The organism is Erythrobacter sp., assembly GCF_030066995.1.
Lineage (GTDB): Bacteria > Pseudomonadota > Alphaproteobacteria > Sphingomonadales > Sphingomonadaceae > Erythrobacter.
Genome location: NZ_JASJAP010000005.1, coordinates 209,639 through 230,164 on the forward strand (window position 1 = coordinate 209,639; position 20,526 = coordinate 230,164).

General features: G+C 58.7%; 18 protein-coding genes. 9 read left to right on the forward strand and 9 right to left on the reverse strand.

Features of this window, described 5'->3' with window-relative positions; translation table 11 throughout:
* The first annotated feature begins 1 nt into the window (after window position 1).
* The gene (locus QNI87_RS12670) at window positions 2–1,003 is read left to right on the forward strand and encodes a glycosyltransferase family 2 protein (RefSeq protein ID WP_300597045.1); all 1,002 of its coding nucleotides are present in this window, start codon (window positions 2–4) and stop codon (window positions 1,001–1,003) included.
* 5 nt (window positions 1,004–1,008) lie between these two features.
* Here QNI87_RS12670 and QNI87_RS12675 read toward each other — a convergent pair whose 3' ends face one another.
* Window positions 1,009–2,334, reverse strand: coding sequence for an O-antigen ligase family protein (locus tag QNI87_RS12675; protein WP_300597047.1), 1,326 nt, complete (start codon window positions 2,332–2,334; stop codon window positions 1,009–1,011).
* A 423-nt stretch (window positions 2,335–2,757) separates the two neighbouring features.
* Here QNI87_RS12675 and QNI87_RS12680 point away from each other — a divergent pair, with 423 nt between their 5' ends.
* From QNI87_RS12680 to QNI87_RS12690, 3 genes are all read left to right on the forward strand, one after another.
* Complete coding sequence (locus tag QNI87_RS12680; protein ID WP_300597049.1) at window positions 2,758–3,990, forward strand: oligosaccharide flippase family protein; 1,233 nt, start codon at window positions 2,758–2,760, stop codon at window positions 3,988–3,990.
* Between the two features lie 330 nt (window positions 3,991–4,320).
* Window positions 4,321–4,587, forward strand: a complete 267-nt coding sequence (locus QNI87_RS12685) for a hypothetical protein (protein ID WP_300597051.1) — start codon at window positions 4,321–4,323, stop codon at window positions 4,585–4,587.
* Window positions 4,587–7,112: a hypothetical protein gene (locus QNI87_RS12690; protein WP_300597053.1), complete on the forward strand. Its 2,526-nt coding sequence runs from the start codon at window positions 4,587–4,589 to the stop codon at window positions 7,110–7,112. The genes QNI87_RS12685 and QNI87_RS12690 overlap by 1 nt, the downstream gene beginning before the upstream one ends.
* A gap of 27 nt (window positions 7,113–7,139) precedes the next feature.
* Here the strand turns inward: QNI87_RS12690 and QNI87_RS12695 are convergent, their stop codons facing one another.
* From QNI87_RS12695 to QNI87_RS12710, 4 genes are all read right to left on the reverse strand, one after another.
* Window positions 7,140–8,372: a Coenzyme F420 hydrogenase/dehydrogenase, beta subunit C-terminal domain gene (locus QNI87_RS12695; RefSeq protein WP_300597055.1), complete on the reverse strand. Its 1,233-nt coding sequence runs from the start codon at window positions 8,370–8,372 to the stop codon at window positions 7,140–7,142.
* Entirely contained in the window at window positions 8,365–9,699 is a 1,335-nt protein-coding gene (locus tag QNI87_RS12700; RefSeq protein ID WP_300597057.1) for a polysaccharide pyruvyl transferase family protein, read from the reverse strand. Before QNI87_RS12700 ends, QNI87_RS12695 begins: the two co-directional genes overlap by 8 nt.
* A 59-nt stretch (window positions 9,700–9,758) precedes the next feature.
* Window positions 9,759–10,574, reverse strand: coding sequence for a glycosyltransferase (locus QNI87_RS12705; RefSeq protein WP_300597530.1), 816 nt, complete (start codon window positions 10,572–10,574; stop codon window positions 9,759–9,761).
* Window positions 10,575–10,966: 392 nt separating this feature from the next.
* Window positions 10,967–11,467: an acyltransferase gene (locus QNI87_RS12710; RefSeq protein WP_300597059.1), complete on the reverse strand. Its 501-nt coding sequence runs from the start codon at window positions 11,465–11,467 to the stop codon at window positions 10,967–10,969.
* A 100-nt stretch (window positions 11,468–11,567) separates the two neighbouring features.
* Here QNI87_RS12710 and QNI87_RS12715 point away from each other — a divergent pair, with 100 nt between their 5' ends.
* Window positions 11,568–12,317, forward strand: coding sequence for an SGNH/GDSL hydrolase family protein (locus QNI87_RS12715; protein ID WP_300597061.1), 750 nt, complete (start codon window positions 11,568–11,570; stop codon window positions 12,315–12,317).
* Window positions 12,318–12,417: 100 nt separating this feature from the next.
* On the opposite strand, the gene rfbB is transcribed toward QNI87_RS12715, so the two are convergent.
* Genes rfbB through rfbA form a run of 4 tightly spaced genes read right to left on the reverse strand, consistent with a single transcriptional unit; the run spans window position 12,418 to window position 15,798 of the window.
* On the reverse strand, window positions 12,418–13,470 hold the full coding sequence (rfbB, locus tag QNI87_RS12720; RefSeq protein ID WP_300597063.1) for a dTDP-glucose 4,6-dehydratase: 1,053 nt from the start codon (window positions 13,468–13,470) through the stop codon (window positions 12,418–12,420).
* Window positions 13,463–14,317: a dTDP-4-dehydrorhamnose reductase gene (rfbD, locus tag QNI87_RS12725; protein WP_300597065.1), complete on the reverse strand. Its 855-nt coding sequence runs from the start codon at window positions 14,315–14,317 to the stop codon at window positions 13,463–13,465. Before rfbD ends, rfbB begins: the two co-directional genes overlap by 8 nt.
* Before the next feature lie 16 nt (window positions 14,318–14,333).
* Complete coding sequence (gene rfbC / locus QNI87_RS12730; RefSeq protein ID WP_300597067.1) at window positions 14,334–14,879, reverse strand: dTDP-4-dehydrorhamnose 3,5-epimerase; 546 nt, start codon at window positions 14,877–14,879, stop codon at window positions 14,334–14,336.
* A 31-nt stretch (window positions 14,880–14,910) separates the two neighbouring features.
* Complete coding sequence (rfbA, locus tag QNI87_RS12735; RefSeq protein WP_300597069.1) at window positions 14,911–15,798, reverse strand: glucose-1-phosphate thymidylyltransferase RfbA; 888 nt, start codon at window positions 15,796–15,798, stop codon at window positions 14,911–14,913.
* 314 nt (window positions 15,799–16,112) lie between these two features.
* On the opposite strand from rfbA, the gene QNI87_RS12740 reads away from it, so the two are divergent.
* The 4 genes from QNI87_RS12740 to QNI87_RS12755 all read left to right on the forward strand — a co-directional run bounded on the left by QNI87_RS12740 (window position 16,113) and on the right by QNI87_RS12755 (window position 20,484).
* Window positions 16,113–17,789 (forward strand): ABC transporter ATP-binding protein, encoded by a 1,677-nt coding sequence (locus QNI87_RS12740; RefSeq protein ID WP_300597071.1) that lies wholly within the window; start codon window positions 16,113–16,115, stop codon window positions 17,787–17,789.
* A gap of 126 nt (window positions 17,790–17,915) precedes the next feature.
* Entirely contained in the window at window positions 17,916–18,215 is a 300-nt protein-coding gene (locus QNI87_RS12745; protein ID WP_300597073.1) for a hypothetical protein, read from the forward strand.
* Between the two features lie 311 nt (window positions 18,216–18,526).
* Window positions 18,527–19,771 carry an O-antigen ligase family protein gene (locus tag QNI87_RS12750; protein ID WP_300597076.1) on the forward strand — a complete coding sequence of 415 codons (1,245 nt, stop codon included), beginning with the start codon at window positions 18,527–18,529 and terminating at the stop codon, window positions 19,769–19,771.
* Window positions 19,768–20,484, forward strand: a complete 717-nt coding sequence (locus tag QNI87_RS12755) for a hypothetical protein (protein ID WP_300597078.1) — start codon at window positions 19,768–19,770, stop codon at window positions 20,482–20,484. Before QNI87_RS12750 ends, QNI87_RS12755 begins: the two co-directional genes overlap by 4 nt.
* Window positions 20,485–20,526 lie beyond the last annotated feature (42 nt).

Here is a 20,526-nt window from a genome sequence, read left to right on the forward strand (position 1 = left end):
TATGGCTCGCGCAGCGCTCTCGATCGGTGATCATCAATCGGACGATGCGTCGTCGTCTCCAATCGTAAGCGTCATGATTGTCGCATACAACTCGGCGGGCTTTATCGAACGCTGCATTGGCTCTATCGGACCAGCGTGCCAGAATCACGCCTACGAGGTTTTGCTGATCGATAATGGCGACGGCTCCACAGCAAACCTCGTCAAGGGATTTTACCCGTCGGTCAAAGTCGTTCCAAGCAAGGGGAACGTCGGCTTCGCGAGCGGCAACAATCTAATCGCAGCGAATGCCCGTGGACGCTATCTCTTGCTGCTCAACCCCGATTTTGAGCTTAGGCCCCATGCGCTCGACAGCTTGATCAAAGCTACCACTGAATACCCCGAGGCCTCGGGTTGGGGCGGAGTGACACTAGGCCGCGACGGAAAACCCGACATGGGCAACACCGTCCATATTCCTTCCTTGTCCGAGATGCTCTCGCGAACGTTTGGCAATTCGAAAGCGCAAGCGCGTGACCCGGCTGTCTTTGATAAAGATTCGAGAGTCGACGTCCTCAGTGGAAGTTTTGCGATGTTCAGCCGCGCAGCCTGGGAGGAGGCAGGCGGCCTTGACGAGCGATATTTCCTATACTGTGAAGAGGTCGACCTGTTTTATCGTCTTGGGCGCGCCGGTCACAGTTTCTGGCGGATTGCGCAAGCGCGCGGCTACCATGACATCGGTCACGGCCGGGCGTTCTCCCCTTCCAGAATGCTGTATCGAGCAGCGGGGACCATGCAGTTTGCGCGGATCCACTGGAGTATGCCGAGGCGATGTCTTGCGTTCGTTCTGATCTGGCTAGGCGCCGCCATTCGTTTCATCGTCGGCATCCTTCTGGGAAGAACCAGTCCGCGTTTAAAGGTTGTCGGAGAGAGCCACCGAATTCTTGTCACGCGCCCAGGCTTATGGCGCCACGGCTACGACCCGAAGAAAGGACTGATGGCCAGACTAGAGGGAGGTGAGGCGAGCTAGTCTTTCTAGGCCCGCGCCGGCGATGATCTAGACCGCCGGGGGCGGCGGTTGAGATGGATAGCTGGAGGCTGAGGCGGAGCCAAAGCTGTCCTTGCCTCAGGCGAGACGGCAAGGCTCACCCCGACACCAACAAGCATGAAAAACCATACAAGGGGCGCGAGCCAGAGGGAGACCGAACACACGCCAATCACAAAGATGGCTAGCGAAATGGCCACACCGCGCATCAGGCGAGCGTCCACTTGCGTTGACTTGGTCGAGCGACGCATGATCATCGCGAGCGCAAGCAAAGAGGCCAAAAGAAAGCAGACCAAGGCCGGAATCCCAAATCGTAGGGCCAGAATAAGCCAAAAGTGATCGAAAGAGCCCGAGTGCATCCACATCGGGCGATCCCAGTCATCATATCCTATCCCTAGCCATGGATTTTGGAGGATGCTTTCGGTGCCAAAACGCCAGATCAGGACTCTGTTGTACGCTGACCCGGCATTGAGCGCGACATAACGGACCATCAGGCCGTAGGCGCCGCTATTGCTGGCTATCTCGACTGCGAGATAGAGCATGCCACCGAAACTAACAAAGAGCGACCACGTCACGTTTCGAAACCGCTCGGTGAACCAGTCATAGCCCAACAGCAAGACACCAAGGTTGAGGCCAAGGGCCGCCGCAGTGCTCATTGTGAACACTGCCCCGACGGATCCGAGCGCCCCAGCCACCTTCGGCCAGCCTCGCAGGCCCGAAATGAGGTAGATCGGCAAGAAACTCGCAAGGAATATCCCGCACAGGATGGGATGTGGGAATGGCCCAACACCGCGCGCAAGCCCCATTCTCACATCATATCGGACCTTGGCAGAAACTCCGGTTATTGCCGAGGCGATCTCACTTACGAACAGCCTATGCGAGACTGATTCTATCGCGACGATCAGACCAATCGTCGCAACCGCTGGAGCGATCAGCACGAGAAAGTGGCGAAAGTCTCGCGACGTCGAGATCGAAGCGCGGACAAGGAAGTATCCAAGGGCAATATCAATGAAGTGCGCGCCCCCCCGGGCGAACATCACCGACACTTCGCCACTGATGAAGTAGGAACTCAGCCAAATCCAGAATACTCCTACGACTATGAGCAGATCAGGCCATGCCCAAACAATCCGGCTCTGCAAAGCATGCCTGATAACAAAAACCGATGATCCGATCAGAAATATACGATATGGAGAAATATACATTCCGAATATCGTGGTGTTGAATTGTTCAGGTATAAAAAGAAGGTAGAACAAGAAGGCCAAAGCAAATATAGGGCGACTTATTCCGCTGGCGAACGATCCGGCAATAGAAGCCATATCGGTCGACTTCGCTGGCTTGCTTGCTAATCTCATGTCGCCCTTGAATCCCGAGATATCCTAAGAAAACGCATTGGTTCGAGCCTGCATATCCCAGACACAAGCGACAGGGAACAGCTTGCAGCCAATGAGACGCAAATCACCGGCTCTTTGATTTCCAAGTGCGACTCCATTTGCGGGCAACGCACAGCCCAGTGCACAGCCCAGTGCACAGCCCAGTGCACAGCCTTAGTCGAAATCGAAGCGAAGCAAGATTTTGGCTACTCAATGCCACCGTAACGCCATATGTCCGCGACGATGCCCGAGCGTGAAGACCATCAGAGCAGCTCACAGCAAGCGATCTTGGCTCAGTGTGCATTTCTCCTCCGTCAGCTTTTGCGCGGCACAGTGCTTCGAGTTCTAGTGCTACGAGCGACCGGTATCATGGCAGGCCTAGCGGTCACGTTCATGCTTGGGCGCTTCTACGGAGCGTCGGTCACCGGACAATACGCTCTCTTAATGCAGACGTCGGTCTTCTTGGCTGCCTTGGGGTTATTCGGGCTGGATCTAAGCCTTGTGAGGCACCTTTCGAGAAGCCAGTCCTCGATGACCACGATATCAAGAGCGCTCGCGACTAGGGTATTCGCGATCGTCGCGGCATCTATTACGACGCTAGCGCTCGTGCTTTGGGTGGGAGGAACGAGCCTCTGGACTGCACTTTTCGGCGATGACATCGGCGTCGGACTTGCAGCGCCATTCTGCGTTCTGCTGATTTTGAGAGCCATTGTGCAGGTCGTATCCGCGTTCCTGCGATGTCAACACCGCTACATGCTCGGCATCACTATTTCCATCGTCCTTATTCCCGGTTTCGTTGCAATCGCAATCGCGACGGGCTTGGCGGCTTCAGTCTACTCCGCCTTGATCGCCGCCCTGCTTGGAGCGACTCTTGCCCTGATAGTCGGCCTTGCGCTTTTGGCTCCAAACGTATCGGCCAAGCCAGACGCTATAGGCGTTACCATGCGCACTCTAATTGGGTCGTCCCTTCCACTATGGGGGGCAAGCTTCAGTCTCATTCTCGCTGATTGGTACGTTCTGGCTGTGATCGGACGCACGCTGGGCTCGCAGGAGGTGGGAATATATCGCGTCGCCATGCAGTTCGCGAGCATTCCGATGGTTGTGTCCAGCACAATCAGCTCGGTTTATACACCCCGAATAAGCAGTGCCTTTCATGACCATGACCTCGACGGTGTCGCGCGTCTGGCTCGCACTTCGGTTCTCATCACCCTGATACTGACCGCTCCTTTGGTGATCGTACTTGTCGCCGCAGGGCAACCCATCTTGGCGCTAGTTGGCCCAGAATTTGTGAGTGCTTTTCCCGTCTTGTTGATTCTGGTAATCGGGCAGTTCGTCTTCGCGTTCACGGGGGCGAGCGGTACCGTGTTGGCCATGTCCGGAAATGAGCGCATGAATCTGTTCATTTCAATCGGAGGAACACTATCGCTCCTTGCGGCGATACCGGTTATGGCTAGTCACTGGGGAATAGTGGGTGCGGCCGCCGGATTTTCGGCAATAGTGATAATGCGAAATATCGTCGCCTATTTTCTCGTTATAAGAATAATAGGAATAAACATCTGGACGGGGAAGTCACAGACTGGCTCCGTAAATATTTCGGCTTAGGAATTGAGAAGTAAGTTTTCCGATCTTGCCAAGCTTGCGTCTTGAGCGGCATCTTCCGGATACTGTTTGACAGGCACTTACCTAAGGTCTCTTATTCATGGAGATCGCAAGGCTCCCGGCACGTTCGAGTATCCGCAGGCAATTGTGGCGCCCGGTGCAGGCAGTGATCGACGCGCGAACCTCAGATATTGGTCCCGCAGTTCCGTCTGAGAGATGATCCATTCAAGTGTTCACATTCTAGCACCGTCATAAAAAACGCTCAGTCGACCTCTTTCCTACAGCGCTTTGTTCTGTCTATGTTCCGTCGCGAAATGAATGGAAGGGAACGCAATGCTGGACAAGTACGAACGATTCGCAAGTTCAACCGTGACACCAAGCGAAGAAGCCTTTGCTATCGTACCGAACGATACTGAGACGCTGCCTGTCGTTCCAAAGTTTCTTTACGTCGGAGGCGCGGGCGATGTGGTTTTGCGCTCAATGAACTCCGAGGTCGACGTGATCTTCAAGAATGTGCCTGCGGGTGCCCACCTGTTCGTGAGGGCCAGTCATGTTCGCGCAACTGGTACAACCGCGTCAGCAATTGTTGCGTGTGCCTGATGCTGAACCGTATGATCTTCAGTTCGCAGGTCAACCTGACCTATGGACCTCCTGCGATTCCCGCCGATTTCATCGTGACCAACGACGCGGAATGGGATGCGGTGTTTGCCAACGATGCGGCCACGCTGTCCGGCAAGATCGTGGAGGTGCAAGGCAGCGGCTTCACCGCACGCCAAATCACCGGGCTCGACATTGCGGCTGAGGCCGCGCCGCTCACGCTGCGATGCGAGGACGCGAACGCTCACATCCCTCGCCTGCGCCTGCGCGGCACGGTGACGGGGATCGACTTCGCGGGCTTCAATTTCCAGATGACGGACTGGCCGAAGACACACGATGCGTGCCTGTTCTTCGACACCGGCGTCTACGATCAAATCCGTTTCCTCGATGGCACCACTTTCCGCCATGGTTATGAAGCGAGCCTTGCGGATATCGACACCGCCGCGCAGCTTCCGGAGTACACCCGGGTCGATCATGTGCAGACCGCGACCACGACCAGCGCCGCCTATCCGCTGAGCTGGTTGGACGCGGCGGCCACCGGCGGGATTATCGAGTTCTTCAATCGCGGGACCGAGACCGTCTATGTGGCGACCGGCGGTGCGGGCGTCACGGCCAGCGCGGCGGACAGGGAGGTGTTGCCCGGAAAGCGGCAACGCCTTGGCCTCGATCCCACGATCGACACGCACTTTGCTGTAATCGCCGCCAGCGGCACCAGTGAGGTGAATGCGCGCGCCGAGATCGGTCTGGGTTACTACCTTGCCAACGCGTTCCAGTCTTCCGGCGCGGCGAATATGGGCACGCTTGAAGTCCGCAACTGCCTGTTCCGCGATCTCAGCAACGCGGTGAAGGGCATACCCGGCTCCACGCAGAGCCTTGTTGTCATGGATAACGACTTCGACCGCGTCTATCAGGATATCGCCGCGTTTGCGTTGGGCGATGGTGGCAAGGCGCGCGTCTTCCGCAACCTGTACACGCTGCCCTTCTCGCGTTCGGGCATTGCTGAAAACCTCAATGGCGATGCGGGCGATCCGCATGGTGACACCGTGCAGATGTTCGGTCCGGGAACGCACACGATGCGCAATGTGTGGGCAGGCGGCAACCGTCAACGTATCGGGAATTTGCGTGCGGGCGCGACGTCGCAGGGCTACTTCATTTCCGACAACGACTTTGTACCGGGTTATGAGGACTTTGTTCTTGTGTCCGAGATGCTTGTGGGCGGCTCAACCGCGCAGATCGCCATTGGCGAGGAAACCGTTGGACCAGCGCGCAACCTGCTGATCTACGGAGCGAGTGTGGTCGATTGGAGCGACGTAGACAACGCGTCGCCATGGATCGCGATTGCCACCGATGACGGCGAAAGCTGCTACATCGGAAGCAGCATCGCACCGCGCATCTTCTTGGGAGGTGGCAACCCGGGTCGCGGCAGCGACACGCTGGAACTCAGCAGCAAAGTGGCAAGCGCGGCGGCGGTGTTCCCGCTCATCCAACAGCTTCCCGCAGCCTTGACGCGGAGCAAGATCGAATTGGCGATGTTTTCTTCCGCTGAAGGCGCGGGCTTAGGGATGGCGGCAACTCGCGATGCTATCGACTGGACGACCGATGATCCCGAAGCGGTGATCGTGTGGGAGAACGTGCCGAGCGGGGTAGAGTGGCGGGATCGTTCGAACCTGACCCCCGACACACTCACCGAGCTTCCCTTGCAGAAGGTGCTTAACCAACGTCCCTCGCAGCCCGTGAGCGTTGGGGCGGGCGTGGAATGGCGCAGCGTGGATGTGGACGGCGTTACAGAGGTGCAGGCGTGGACAAGCGCCGATGGCACAATCGAGCCGGGACAGTTCATTCAAATCAGAGGCACTACCGGTGCGTCAGGAGCTAACGTGACTTTGGACTTGTCTCTTAACCTTATGGCGCAAAGCGTGCGATTGACCAGTTCGTCTATTCCGACGCAGTGGCTTGTTCAGGGCGCGACGACCGGGTGGTTTGCCGATCCGGACTTCATCGATCCGGGAACGGTTCGCCTGGTCCAGGAGATGAAGATCTTCTTCCCCGGAGCCATTCCCGGTGGTGCTACTCGCCTGTTCTCCTCGCGCAGCACGGGCAGCGATATTGAGATGTTCCCTGCGGGAAGTCTTGCCGCGACCGTTGAAGACGACACAGGCGCCAAACTGCTCAACCGAGGGGTTGTCGCCCCGAACGGCACTATGGTTCCGGATCAGTGGCAGACACTTCGAACGGAAATCGACCACGCGAATAATCGGATCACTCGCACTGTCGATGGGGTGTCCCAGGATGTCCCCTTCGACGCGGCCAGCAGCGGTGCGTTCTCGACGTTCGAGAAATTCTCTTTCCTCGCCCGCGCAACCGATGGCCAGGCACCGGTGGCGACAGGAACGCTCATCGCCGATATGAGTCTGCAACTGTTCGACGTAGATGGCAATCTGCTTCGTAGCAAAACCATCAGCAACGACGCCAGCGTGGCGAACGCCGATGCGTGGCATAATGGTGGCGATTTCACCGGGGCGGATTGAGCAGATTGGCGAACAGCGGGCTCGGTCTCAGACCTGCTCACTTCTATTTGTAAGGAGCCTGCGAAGAGTCCCGCCAAAGCTTCGCACGATCTCCTTCGCTCTCAGGCCTTTCAGACTGTACCGCAACGCCAGTCCTCGAAACCTTGGAAGCTTCCTGCCCACGAGAGCCATCGCTGCCAACCGCGGCAACACATGGCCTTTGCGTCGCGCCTGGAAGGGTTGCATGGCCTTGAGCGTCGCAAGATCAACTTGTTCAGCTTGTACATGCCCGGACGAGATTGCGCGAAGCACGCATGCTTCCCCTTTCTCCGTCCGGGTCAAGATGACACTTCGCCCCTCCCTCTCATCGAAGACGGGCCTTCCCGCCTCATCCAGATACCAGCCATCCGCGCAGGTGATGTCGGCGAATTCGCCGGTGCCGTCGGGGCATATCTTGCAGCGAAACTGGAGATGGCGATTCAGGATGGCACCCCAACTGCTGTTGTAATCCAATCGACGCTCCGAACCGTCGGAAAGCACCGCTGTTGCAAATCCGGGCCAGCCGTCTCCGCGAAAGCGAAAGGAAACCACATCGCTTTCGTCGGCTACCCCCATCTGCTTAAGCACCGCAGAGGTACCCCGATAGCTCGGCACTCCAGCGCACATGAAAGCGATCATGATCGGAATTTTCTGGTCGACCGAGGGGACAAATTTCGACAGCCGACGCAGTCCCGCAACATCGCAAGGTTTGCCGACGAAGGCGAACCGCCCCGGCGCGCTGAGGCATGCTTCAATGTCTTCCAGGGGAGATGATGGCGCGTAGCGCGAGCCGGCAGCCTCATACACATCCTCTCGCCCGGTGCTCGTGACGAGAGCGTTGCGCAGCGGCAATTGCGACGACGCGGCCGTTTGCAAGACGTAATCGATCTCTCCACTCTCCAGAAGATGAAGCAGGATCGCGGATAGGGCTCCACCAGAGGACGCGTTGCGCCGCAAAGCTTGATCTGTGCTCCAACCTAGCCGGGCCTTGAGAAGCGGCCCCCAGATGGGGTCATAGTCCTCGGCCTGCCGAGGGCTGTCGTGCTCAATGTTCAGCCCCGGACAAACCTGGTTGATCAGACGCAAATCGGTCTCACAAATACGGTCAGTCGCCACCGGGCGATGAAACCCCTTATCCGATACTTCCATGCAAATGGCTGACTTATGGTGGCCTCGAATTCCGGCACACAGACCGCAGCCGGAGCAAAGACCGTTCGACTTGATCGTCTCGATATCAAGCACGGCGCGCAGCGGCCTCTAGAAGCGCGCTTTCGATGAACGCAACATAGCCGCGCAACCGCTCACGCGCCTGCGCGTTTGCAGCGATAGCATCACGCTTTAGCGCGTCGATCCTGCCCATTGCCTCGAAGAAAGACACTAACGCGTCATCCTCACCAATCTGGGTCAAATCGATGTTCCAGTTATAGCCGATGGAATCGAACAGTCCGTTGAACTTGCGACTGTATCCTAAGGGGATCACGGCCGTATCCGAGGAAATCGCGGCGATCGTCGAGTGCATGCGACTTCCCGCGAACACGTCCATTCCGGCTATATAGGATTTAGCCTCGATCGGGGTTTCGAACTTCGGCGCCACCACACATCCTGGGAAACGAGCCTGTATTTCTTGAGCTGTCGAATAATCGTCTTCAAAGTGTCCCTCCTCCGGGATCGGCGCGTCCTCAGAATTGATGACATGCGCGATCAGATGGACCTCGTAAGCCTCGTCTGCACTCAGCCGCTCCACGATCCGATAAATGAGCTTGGGATAATCTGCGCGCAGACGCACATTCGCATGCGGCGAGCGATGCGCACGATACAACAGACCCGAAACATTCAACCCCACACGAACGGGCTCGGGCTCCCCCGGCAGGGCACGATTTGCGGTTTCCTGCACCGTGTATGGCAAGGCAAAGGCCACGTCGGTGGTCAGCGAAGATTTCGCGTCAAAGCCAAGCTCACTGAGGTAATCTCGAGACAATTGGTCGCGTGCGAATGTGTGGTCACACACACTCAACGCTGCTCTTGCGGCGATCTTGGCCTGCCAGCCAAAGAACGGGCCAATCGTCTGGGGGCTAAGCACGAGGCGCGCACCGGCCAGTTTCGCCGCAAACTTCGAGAGGATCATCAGCGGAAAACGTTTTCCGGCATAAATGTCCGAGAAGCTGTCCCCTGCACCGATATCAAAAACGACATCGCATTGGCGCAAACGTTGGTGAAAGGACGAAAACGGATTTGCCAATCGCGTTCGACTCAATTCCGCGTTGTCCCAATCGCCGGGAATTTCATGACCATAGTCGAAAGTGCCCGCTGGTCCGATGACATGCAGGGTCACGGGAAGACCGAGTTTCTCCGCAGCTCCGGTTATAAGCCCGGCGTTGGCAATCGAAAGCGCGCCGACACCTAGATTAGGATTGTCAATTGAATGCCAAAGCAAGCCGACGTGAATTGGCAGAACACTCTTATTGTGGCTTGCTGTCTTGTCGCGCCCATCCGCCACTGTCTGCGGGACTCCGAATTCAAGTTTGACGACACAGATGTCACCACGCGGCCACGAAAGCAGCCAGTTCATGCCCGGCGCGCTAGCAGCGCTATGAACTGTTCTCAAGGTCGGTCACTGGCAAAAAGGGATCAGTCGTTGCGTGATGATGCTGCGGCGTAGCGGGACACGACGCGAGCAAGAAGAGCCGCCCTGTTATGGCCGACATTCTCGTATTCGAACCTATCGACAGCGCTGTGAGCATTAGCGGCAAGCCTTGCTCGCAGGTCGGGCTCACTTGCGAGACATTGCATTGAGATCGCGAGGGCGTCGACGTCGCCAGCTGGCGCAATCAGCCCTGTCACACCATCCTCTATCAGTCGCGCCGCCCCCATCGGCGTCGTGATGACGGGCAGACCGCACGCCGCAGCCTCGTAAGTCACCTGCGGCCCGCCTTCTTCATGCGTCGGAAAGACGAATACGTCACAGGCCCGGTACAGCTCCGCTACGTCGGCGACATGTCCGAGGTGAGTGATATCGCTTTTTGCAAAAGCGCTTTCCATAATGGGCCGCAAGCCGGCCTCAACGGACCCCGCAAAGAGCAACTGCCCGTCAACAGCCGCTTTCGTCCAGGCTTCAACCAAGTTCGGGGCCCCTTTGCGGACGTCTATCGAACCGACGAACACGAACCGCAGACCATCGCCGGGCGCGCGCTCGACCGGCGCGCTGGCAAATCGAGACCGTGTCCAGCCAAAGCTGGTCTTCAAGATACGACATTCAGGAATGCCGAGATCTAGAAGCGCGGCATCAACCTCATCGTTCGAGGAAAAAATGTAGTCGTACAGGCCAAGTTCGGCGTTCTCGGCTTTTACGCGTTCGTGTCCGATGCCATGGGCCGGAGGCAAACGGACCTGTTGGTAGGCGGCATCGAGGATCGGCTTGGCCTTCGCAAGCGGGCTGTTGATCATCTCACGCACACAACAAAGCCCCGCAGCGCTGGCTTCGCGAACGAGCTCTGGCGACGCGTTTGGCCAGAAATACGCTATTGATCCCGGTGGCGCCGTTCTAATCGCGCGACGAAAAGCTCGGTCGAGCAGGACTTGAGAGGTCCGCGCGATAAGCCTGAAGGGCATGTGGCGCATCGGAGCGATTGCCGCTTCATGGACCGAGACTTCGTCAGGAACTGACGCTCGCGTCCTGTGCACAAATACATGTGTCTCAATACCTTGCGAGGGGAAGCTGTCGATTATCCGCATGCAACTCTCGGCCGGACCGCGGCCTGTATACGAATAGGGTAGGTAGACCAGACATTGCATGGGAACGCCTTTCTTCAATCGCTGAAGCCAGCCACGATTGAAAGCTAGCTCTTCATGCGATTAGGCAGATCGGCTGCATCGGGATGGGCGCTGCGAATGCGTCGTTCCGTCTCGTCGGCGTCGATGAAGCGACCGTAGGTACCGAACTTGATATACTTGCGAATAATCCTGGCGGGGTTCCCGCCCACGATACAGTGCGCGGGGACATCCTTCGTCACCACGCTGCCGGCCCCGACGACGCAATTGTCCCCCACCTTTGCACCGGGAAGAATGAGGCTCTCTCCGCCAATGAAGCAGTTTCGCCCGACATGGGTGTGAGAATAGAGGCCACGCGTCCGGCCATGCGTCAAAATCCACGCGCCAATTGCGATATAAGTGTGCTCTCCGACATGAACTCCGCGCGGAAAGGTCAAGTCGGACTTGGCGGTGAGCGACATCTCGACACTGGGATGGATGTCCATTCCCATTACCGAGCGGAACACCCAGAGGCGTGATGCCGTGAGCACCCGGCGCAGGGACGATAGCCTGTTGAGCGTGAATGCCATGAAGGCGACCTTAAACCGGATTGCGCATTGTCTTGCCTCGCCATTAGATTCATCTGCGCAGCATCGCCACGCCATTCACCGAATCGAGCGCAATGACCCGATGAAACGTCGCAAATGGATCACAGTTTGCTTCGTGCTCGCCCTTGCGGCGATGGCGGCGCTTTGGCCAGAGGTACCAGCATGGACGTCGGGCGGAACCAACAGCGTCAAGACTCGATCAGTCTCGTATGATGGGCAGATCGCTCTCGATCCGGAAGCCGCGACACTCGTTTCCGTTCTCGGCGACAGCCACGTTTCCGGGTCGCTCAGCGAAAAAGGCTCGCTTCCCTTTGGCCGGGTTCTGGACGAGGCGCTCGGGAACCAAACGACAGTGAAGCTCTACGCTCGGGGCGGCGACACGGCCCCAATGGGCGAAGACCGATGGGCGGATATCGAGCGCCGCGCCGACATCGTGATCTTGGCCTACGGAACAAACGATGCGGCGCCGCGCGGCTGGCTGCGCGCGCGAAAACCCTTGGAAATTGCTCAATTCAAAGCCTCTCTAACCCGGCATATCGAGGGATGGCAGCGGTCTGGAAGCCAGGTCCTTCTGCTTGCGCCGCCTCCGGGTGGAAGCGCGGCGACTGCCCGCCGACTCGCCCCTTACCGCCGGGCGGTCGCTTCGCTCGGCAAAATCCACAATGTCCCGGTAATCGATCCGGTCGACGCCTTTGACCGATGCGAGGCGGGCCAACCCGTTCTGGTGTTGGATGCGCTGCATATGAACGCCGACGGCCATCGATGCCTTGGCGAATGGATTGCGCGAAAGCTTGCTGATCGGCTGGCAACCCACGGGGCCCCAAAGGGTTAGGCTCGTCGCACGGTCGATCCGAGCTTAGCCAGTAAGGCAGCGTCGCCATTTCTTGCTTTGCGCGAGATGCCTTCGCCCAATCCCAATCTGGCGCCGAATATCACCCACGCAGCAATGGGCGCCACCAATCTTCGCGATCAAGGTACCAGCGCAAAGTCTGGCGCAGCCCTTCATCGAAGCCGCGCTGCGGCGCGTAGCCTATCTGCGTTCGGGCCTTGCTCTCATCGATCGCGTATCGGCGATCATGGCCCGCGCGATCCGCAACAAACGTCTTGAGTGTCGCGCTTCTGCGTCCCTGCGCTGCGGGCGCATCGGCATAGCGATCAGCGAGATCCTCAACCTCCTCGAACGCGCGGTCGACTTCCGCGCAGATCGTATCGATCACGGTCATGTTCGCGAGCTCAGCCCCCCCGCCAATGTTATAGGTTTCGCCGGGCTTTCCTTTGGCAAGGCAGGCCTCGATACCTCGGCAATGGTCCTCGACGTGCAGCCAGTCGCGCACATTCATGCCGTCGCCGTAGATCGGCAAGCCCTTCCCCGACAAAGCGTTGAGCAGAAACAGCGGAATCAGCTTCTCCGGATACTGGTAGGGGCCGTAATTGTTCGAGCAATTGGAAGTCGTGACGTCCAGACCATAGGTGTGATGATACGCGCGCACCAGATGGTCCGAGGCCGCCTTTGACGCCGAGTAAGGAGAATTGGGCGCGTATGGTGTGGTCTCGCTGAAAGCGGGATCCTCCTCGCCAAGCGAGCCGAATACCTCATCGGTCGAGATGTGGTGAAACCGGTGATCCACACCGTCACCCGATAACCAAACCGCGCGCGCCGCCTTCAACAGCGCGTTCGTACCGAGAATGTTGGTCTCGATAAACGCATCCGGGCCGGTGATCGATCGATCGACATGGCTTTCGGCTGCAAAGTGTACAATCGTCGATATCTCGTGGTCGCGCAGCAGATCCTCGACCAGATTCTGATCGCGAATGTCCCCTTCGATCAGTTCGGTTCGATTGGCTCCGGCCAGTGTCGAACGGTTTCCAGCGTAAGTCAGAGCATCAAGGACGACGACGTGGTCATCGGGATGTTGCGCATTCCAGTAGTGGACGAAATTGCCGCCGATGAAGCCGGCACCACCCGTTACGAGCAGGTTAGCCAAGGGCCTCCTCCTTCAGCATCAGGCGCAAATTATCCCGCCAGTGGACCGCACGTGAACCCAGAACCTCGCGAGTTGCCCGGGAATCGAGCAGGGAGAAAGCCGGCCGAGGCGCCCGCGTCGGATATTCGGCGGTGGTAATCGGCCTTACGTTCGGGAGGCGTTGTAACAAGCCGACAGCGTGCGCTTCCTCAGCGATCGCCACCGCGAAATCGTACCAGCTGGCCACCCCTGCGTCGCTGTGATGGTACGTCCCCACGGCGCCCTTCTCAATCAGGCCCCAAATCGCGCGAGCCAGCCCCGTCGCCCATGTCGGTGAACCAATCTGATCGGCGACCACGCTGACTTCGTCCCGCTCTTTCATCAACCGGATCATCGTCCGCACGAAATTGGCGCCACCAGCTTCGTAAACCCAGGCGGTCCGCACCAGGAGGTCGGACGCTCCCACATAATCCTCGCCCGCAGCCTTTGTGCGGCCATAGGCGGACAGAGGCGCGCGTGGGTCATCCGGCCGATACGCGCGCGGCGACGTCCCATCGAAGACAAAGTCGGTCGATATTTGCACGAGTTTGCCGCCTTGATCGCGCATCGCTTCAGCCATGACTGCCACCGCCTCCGCGTTGATTTCATGCGCGGTTTCTTCGTTGTCTTCGGCCTTGTCGACCGCGGTGTAGGCGGCGGTGTTGATCAAGGTATCCGGCGCTTCAACCACCAATCGCGCAGCGAGCATCGCGGGTTCGGTAAAGTCGACATCCTCGACATCGATGGCGTTGAAATCCAGACCCTCGGGGATCGTGCGCTGAAGCGCCCCGCCCAATTGGCCGTTCGCCCCGGTGATAAGAACCTTCATGGACCCACCCAATCTCTTAGTCGAAGGCTGGAACATCGGCGAGCGCCAGCCCGACGGCGTCTTTATCCGAAATGATGGGGTCCAGCCCAACGATCGGCCATTCCACGGCCACGCTTGGATCATCCCATGCCAAGGTGTGTTCGCATTCCGGCGCGTAGGGAGCGGTGCACTTGTACAAGAAATCCGTATCGTCGGTCAGCGTCAGAAATCCATGCGCGAACCCTTCGGGCACCCACAGCATCTTCTTGTTCTTTGCTGAGAGCTCGACACCGATCCACTGGCCAAAGTGTGGGGAGGACTGTCGCAAATCGACAGCCACGTCAAACACCGCCCCGCTGGCAACTCGAACCAGCTTGCCCTGGGGCCCGGGGTTCTGAAAGTGAAGGCCGCGCAGCACCCCTTTTTGCGAGTGGCTATGGTTGTCCTGCACCCACGATAGATTGAGGCCTGCCTCGGCAAAGGTGGCTTCATTCCATGTCTCCATGAAAAAGCCGCGATCATCGCCGAAAACGCGGGGCTCGAGGATCTTCGGCCCGGGTATGGCAGTGTCCACTACCTTCATGAAGCCTCGCCCCTTTTGATGGAGGGAGGCGTCAAAACACAGGCCTATCGAGTAAATTGAGCAGATACTCTCCATAGCCGGATTTGCGCAGCGGCTCGGCAATGCGCTCAAGATCTTCGTCGGAAATAAACCCCTGCCGCCAAGCAATTTCTTCCGGGCACGCAATTTTCAATCCCTGGCGCTCTTCGGTAATGCGCACATAGGTCGCCGCGTCGATCAGAGAGGAATGGGTTCCGGTGTCAAGCCAGGCAAATCCGCGCCCCATGATTTCAACCGACATCGCCCCCTCTCGCAAATAGAGGCGATTGAGATCGGTGATCTCAAGCTCGTTGCGTTTCGACGGCGCAAGCGAACGGGCGCGCTCAACAACTGTGTCATCATAGAAGTACAAGCCGGTCACGGCGTAGTTCGACTTGGGCTCCGGCGGCTTTTCTTCGATCGAAACCGCCTTCCCGTCTGTGTCGAATTCGACCACACCGAACACCTCCGGGTTGTTCACATAATACGCAAAAACTGTGGCGCCCTTTACTCTATCGTCGGCGCGTTTGAGGAGATCTGGGAGGCCGTGCCCATAGAAGATGTTGTCCCCCAGAATAAGCGCGCTCGGGCTCCCCGCGACGAAATCGGCCCCGATGTGAAAGGCCTGCGCCAGCCCCTCTGGCCGAGGCTGCACAGCGTAACTAAGCGATACACCAAAGGCGGACCCGTCACCAAGGACGCGCTGGAATTGCTCGGTGTCCTCGGGCGTGGTGATAACCAGAATGTCGCGGATACCGGCAAGCATCAAGGCGCTCAGCGGATAATAGATCATCGGCTTGTCAAACACAGGCATAAGCTGCTTCGACACGCCCCTTGTGAGCGGGTAAAGGCGCGTGCCAGAGCCTCCGGCAAGAATGATCCCCTTGCGAGGTTTCGGCACGCTTAGCTCCTATGCTTTCATCCGTACGCCCGTTCGGTGGGCGCATCGCAAAGCTGCAATTTGGGGTCAATCACAAAGTCTATCTGTTTCTCACCCATTCACTACCGGGCGCTGAGGCCAGTCGTCCTGCAAGGCTATCGCGATGGGGCCTGCAAGCCCCTAGCCAGAATTGCCGAAATCCGCCATTCGCTGCAAAACATGAAGAGCAGGGCCGTCATTGACATTCGACCAGCCATGCAGACCGCGGAGCCGAACGATTTCAGGCCGGTTTGGCATATGCGAGCAGCGGGCATCGGTCTTTCGGGCGCACGGGAATGAATTTTCGCTTCCTAGTTCAGCGAGCCAGTCAGTACCGCGGCGATCTTGCGCTCATCGGCTTAGTGACCTTGTTGGGTTCCGCGGTGACGCTTGTCCTGCCATGGCTCGCCGGTAAACTGCTTGGCGGCCTTCTCGGGGATGTGAGCATTGGTGTGGAGGAAACGCTTGCGCTCCTGATCGTTGCGCTCGTGGCCATGACTGGGTTCGGTGTTGTGACCCGTTATCTGTCGGCCCGCGCGTCAGGACGCATCCTTGCGGGCCTTCGGCTCGAAACCTATGACCACGTACAAGCCATGCCGGTCCACATCCATGAACAGGCGCAGCTTGGTGACCTCCTCTCGCTCATGACTTCTGAGGTGAAGGTCCTCAGCAATGTGCTGACGAGAACCCTGACCAGTGTACCCTCCAATGTCATGACCGCAGTTGGGGCGGCGGTTCTTCTGATCCTTCTTGACCCCGCTCTGGCCTTATCAGTCCCGCTTCTGATCCTCGTCATATTGGCTGTCTTCCGCCTGTTCGGTCGTCGGCTTCGAACACTCGCGAAGCGCGCGCGCGATACAGAAGTGACGCTTTTTTCCATGGCCGAACGCGACCTCGACACACTCCCTGCGATCAAGTCGTTTGCGCTGGAGGATCACTACCTCCAAAACTACGCAGGCAGCGTCGAACAAGCGCGCCTTGCCAACCTGAAGCACGCAGCTCTTGCGGCGATCTCCGGCCCGCTGGTTCTCCTGCTCGCCTCGCTGACCGTTATCGCAATCCTTTATCTGGGAGCGACCGGTGCGGTCAGTCAGAAGGCTGAGAACCCGGCTGAGTTGTTTAGCTTCCTGCTCTACGCTGGCCTGCTGACCTTGCCGCTGAGCAGCCTCGCACGGCTTTATGGCGACATCCAATGGGCTTTGGGCACCCTCACACGCTTGTCAGAGGTGCTCGGTCTCCCACGGGAAACCGCCTCGGGTACACCGCCACCGCCGCCGAGGGCGAAAGGCGCTATCTCCTTCGAAAATGTCCGGTTCGCCTACCCTGGCCGCGACCTAGTGCTCGACGGGGTGAGCCTCAGTATCGCTCCGGGCGAAACCGTCGTTCTTACGGGCTCTAACGGAGCGGGTAAGTCCACTCTCATCCGGCTTTTGCTGCGCTTCTACGACGCACAGTCCGGCGTCATTACGCTCGATGGCCAGGACATCCGCACGCTCGATGTTCAGGACTTGCGCCGCCAGATTGGATACGTGCCCCAGCGCACATTGCTGTTTAACGGCACCGTCTGGGACAACATAACCATGCTCGCACCCGACGCTTCACATGAGGCGGTCGAACACGCCGCAAGGCTCAGCAGCGCATGGGATCTGGTGTCACAGCTTCCAGACGGATTTCAAACGCGCATCGGTGACAAGGGTGTTCGCTTATCGGGGGGCCAAAGGCAGCGTATCGCTCTGGCGCGCGCGCTTTTCTTCAATCCCCCGATACTGGTCCTGGATGAAGCCACCAGCATGTACGACACTTCGAGCGAAGCGGCGTTCGTCGAGCGGTGCATCGAAGGCTTGGACGGGCGGACAGTGATCATCATTACACACCGCACCGCAACGCTCGCCCTCGCGGATCGAGTGCTGCGCCTATCGCCGGGCGCAAATGAAGGGACTTTGGCCTCGAACGCTAGGCCAGCGGCCCCTTGAAGGGGCGCCAAAGGCTTCGTTTCTCCGCTAAGGCACGGTTTACCCTTTTTTCGTAGATCGCATTTGCTTTATGACAAGCGTTGAACTAATCCTTAGCGCACCAAGGAAACCGGAAAGGTTGTATTGATGAGCCACGCAACGCGACTTCTTATGGCAGCGAGCGCTGTCAGTCTGGCGATCGCCCCGGTTGCGGCGACAGCCAACACGCGCGCGAGCGACACGAGCCCGACATACACCTCGAGCGCTTCGAAACCTGGAAAAGGCCGCGATGCGAAAGGCGAGAAGTTGGTCGCACCCGGTGTCCTGGTCGCGATCTTGGGCGCAGCGGCTGCGGCCGGTATCTTCATCATCATCGACGATGGGGATGATGATCAGTCTGTCGGTGATCCCGATCCAGATCCCAACCAGTCTCCCGGCGCCAACTGAGCCCGGTTGCGACCTAAGAGCAGTTTGACTGCTTTGCGAATAGCGCTCACCCCAAGGGTCGAGCGCTTTTTTGTCTGCAGTGAGACTATGGCTGATCGAGAAGACAACCAGTGAGCATCGAACGATCGCCAACAGGCAGCTCCTTGGGAAAATCAATGGCGAGGCGAGCCGAACCCAAGAGCCAAACGACACAACCTCGCACTCGACACAGCGCCCGGTCGCAGCGATACCTTTGGGGTCTTGCTCTTCTTGTTGCGATTGCGGTTGCGTTTGGAGGAGGCGGCGTTCGCTATGGACTGGCAAATCTGCTGGTGCAGATCACGGCGCTCGGCCTTTTGGCATGCTTTCGCAAGGCGTTCTTTGACTTCTGGTCGCAAGCGCCTCGCGCATTGGTGTTCCTAGCGCTGGCAAGTGTTGCCCTCCCCTTGCTGCACGTGCTTCCTCTGCCCGAAGCGGTCTGGACCAGAATACCAGGCCGAACGCTCGCAGCCAGCGCCCGCGAGGCCGTTGGTGCCAACGGATGGGCTCCGATCAGCCTCGACAGCGCGAGAACCCTTGTCGCGCTCAGCGGCCTGATCGTGCCGTTGACGATCCTGAGCGTGGGTTGGGCTGTCAGGCGCGACCAACTGCACACCCTGGGCTGGCTCTTTGTCCTCTTGGGCATCGCCAACGCGTTGATTGGCCTCAGCCAGGCTTTCAGCGTCAACGCGCTGGCCTCATTCTATCCGGAAACGCCCATGCAGGGCGTGCTCTTCGGGACTTTTGCCAATCGCAATTCCGCCGGACTCTTCCTTGTCGGATGCCTGGCCCTCGCCAGTCTGCTTCCTCCACCCAAACCGCACCCCATATTCGGTGTAGCGCGCCTTTCGGTATGTCTCCTGCTGATAGTGGCGATCGTTCTGACGCGCTCCCGCACCGCGCTCGTTCTCACCGCCATTCCGGTTCTTCTTGTAGGCGTGAAGCTTGTACTCACACGCCTCAAGCTGGGAAAGACAAGGTCTGACGGATCGAACGGCGCGATCTTTACCTTGGGCGCTCTCGGTTTGGCGATCTTATTGGGAGGGTCGCTTTTGCTGGCCTCGCCCGGTCGCCTTGACGATACGCTGGAGCGGTTCGAACGGGTCGGAGACGCTCGCACATACATTTGGGATGACGCCTTGTTCGTCAGTTCGCGATACTGGCCGGTGGGGTCGGGGATGGGAACGTTTGATGAAGTGTTCCAGGTCGATGAATCGCTTGAGAACATGACCCAGCGCAGGGCCGGTCGGGCGCACAACGATTATATCGAAGTTGCAATTGAAGCTGGCCTCCCCGGCCTTGCGCTGATCGCAGCTTGGCTCATCCTCGTGGTTTGGTTCTCATGGTGCGCGCGCGCAGTGCCGCGCCGCTGGAGCGCGTGGAGCGGGTCCGCGATTTGCCTGATCATCGCTCTGCAATCGGCGACCGATTATCCCTTGCGCAATCAGACCATGCTCGCTCTCGCCGCTTTCGCTGTCCTGCTCCTGATGCGCAACGCCGTATCTTCGAATTCGCCCGTCTTGGAGGAAGGGCGATGATTGCAAGAGCCTGCTGGATCGCGTTTTGGATCTTCATCGGTGTCGGCACGGCAGCGATACAAATCGATCGGCAGTCGCGCTATGAACCGGGTCTCGCCGAGTTTGTGCCGAAGCCAGCGCGAGCCTTTTCGCAACGCCATATTCTGGTCGATGCCTTGCGCGACAACGATCGTGCTAAAGCGGTTGAGCACGCGAGAACCCTTGTGGCGCGCCGCCCAATGCCGGCGGAGCATTTGCGCCTTCTCAGCCTTGCCCAACTGCAGGCGGGCCAACTGGAAGAGAGCAGTTACTCGATACAGCTTGCCGCGCGAAGGGGCTGGCGGGATCGGCCCTCTCAGAGCACGATGCTGGAGCTGGCCCTCGCGGCACGAGATCAGCCCGAGGCCGCTAGGCGCTTCGCCGCGCTTTTCGTTCGCGGCGGTGGCGAGCGAACTGAGATGCAGGAACTGGCTGAGAGAGTCTTTGGGCCAGAAAGCGACGAAGCACGACAGGTCTTCGCACAAATCGTCGCGGGCGCTGACCGGTGGCATCGCGTCTTTCTTGGCAGGGCGCCGCTGATCTTCCCTCCGGAAGCGCTTGTCGATATCACTGAGCGCGCGTCTGCCTCGGGTGCCCGGTTCGATTGTCAGCGACTGAGAGAGGCAAGCCGGCGCGTGGAGCGCCGGGAGCAAGGACGCGGCGGCGCTCTGCTTGCAGCGGGAAGAGGTTGCTAGGGAGCCTGCTACCAAGGGCGCGTTCGACCGGCACCGAGCGAG

Excerpts from the sequence above, each read along its gene's own strand:
- QNI87_RS12690 (WP_300597053.1), top strand. The coding sequence starts at position 4,587 with ATGCTGAACCGTATGATCTTCAGTTCGCAGGTCAACCTGACCTATGGA.
- QNI87_RS12705 (WP_300597530.1), bottom strand. The coding sequence starts at position 10,574 with ATGATCAACAGCCCGCTTGCGAAGGCCAAGCCGATCCTCGATGCCGCC.
- rfbD (WP_300597065.1), bottom strand. The coding sequence starts at position 14,317 with ATGAAGGTTCTTATCACCGGGGCGAACGGCCAATTGGGCGGGGCGCTT.
- QNI87_RS12715 (WP_300597061.1), top strand. The coding sequence starts at position 11,568 with ATGAAACGTCGCAAATGGATCACAGTTTGCTTCGTGCTCGCCCTTGCG.
- QNI87_RS12675 (WP_300597047.1), bottom strand. The coding sequence starts at position 2,334 with ATGGCTTCTATTGCCGGATCGTTCGCCAGCGGAATAAGTCGCCCTATA.
- QNI87_RS12685 (WP_300597051.1), top strand. The coding sequence starts at position 4,321 with ATGCTGGACAAGTACGAACGATTCGCAAGTTCAACCGTGACACCAAGC.
- QNI87_RS12755 (WP_300597078.1), top strand. The coding sequence starts at position 19,768 with ATGATTGCAAGAGCCTGCTGGATCGCGTTTTGGATCTTCATCGGTGTC.
- QNI87_RS12700 (WP_300597057.1), bottom strand. The coding sequence starts at position 9,699 with ATGAACTGGCTGCTTTCGTGGCCGCGTGGTGACATCTGTGTCGTCAAA.
- rfbC (WP_300597067.1), bottom strand. The coding sequence starts at position 14,879 with ATGAAGGTAGTGGACACTGCCATACCCGGGCCGAAGATCCTCGAGCCC.
- QNI87_RS12670 (WP_300597045.1), top strand. The coding sequence starts at position 2 with ATGGCTCGCGCAGCGCTCTCGATCGGTGATCATCAATCGGACGATGCG.
- QNI87_RS12680 (WP_300597049.1), top strand. The coding sequence starts at position 2,758 with ATGGCAGGCCTAGCGGTCACGTTCATGCTTGGGCGCTTCTACGGAGCG.
- QNI87_RS12710 (WP_300597059.1), bottom strand. The coding sequence starts at position 11,467 with ATGGCATTCACGCTCAACAGGCTATCGTCCCTGCGCCGGGTGCTCACG.
- QNI87_RS12740 (WP_300597071.1), top strand. The coding sequence starts at position 16,113 with ATGAATTTTCGCTTCCTAGTTCAGCGAGCCAGTCAGTACCGCGGCGAT.
- QNI87_RS12745 (WP_300597073.1), top strand. The coding sequence starts at position 17,916 with ATGAGCCACGCAACGCGACTTCTTATGGCAGCGAGCGCTGTCAGTCTG.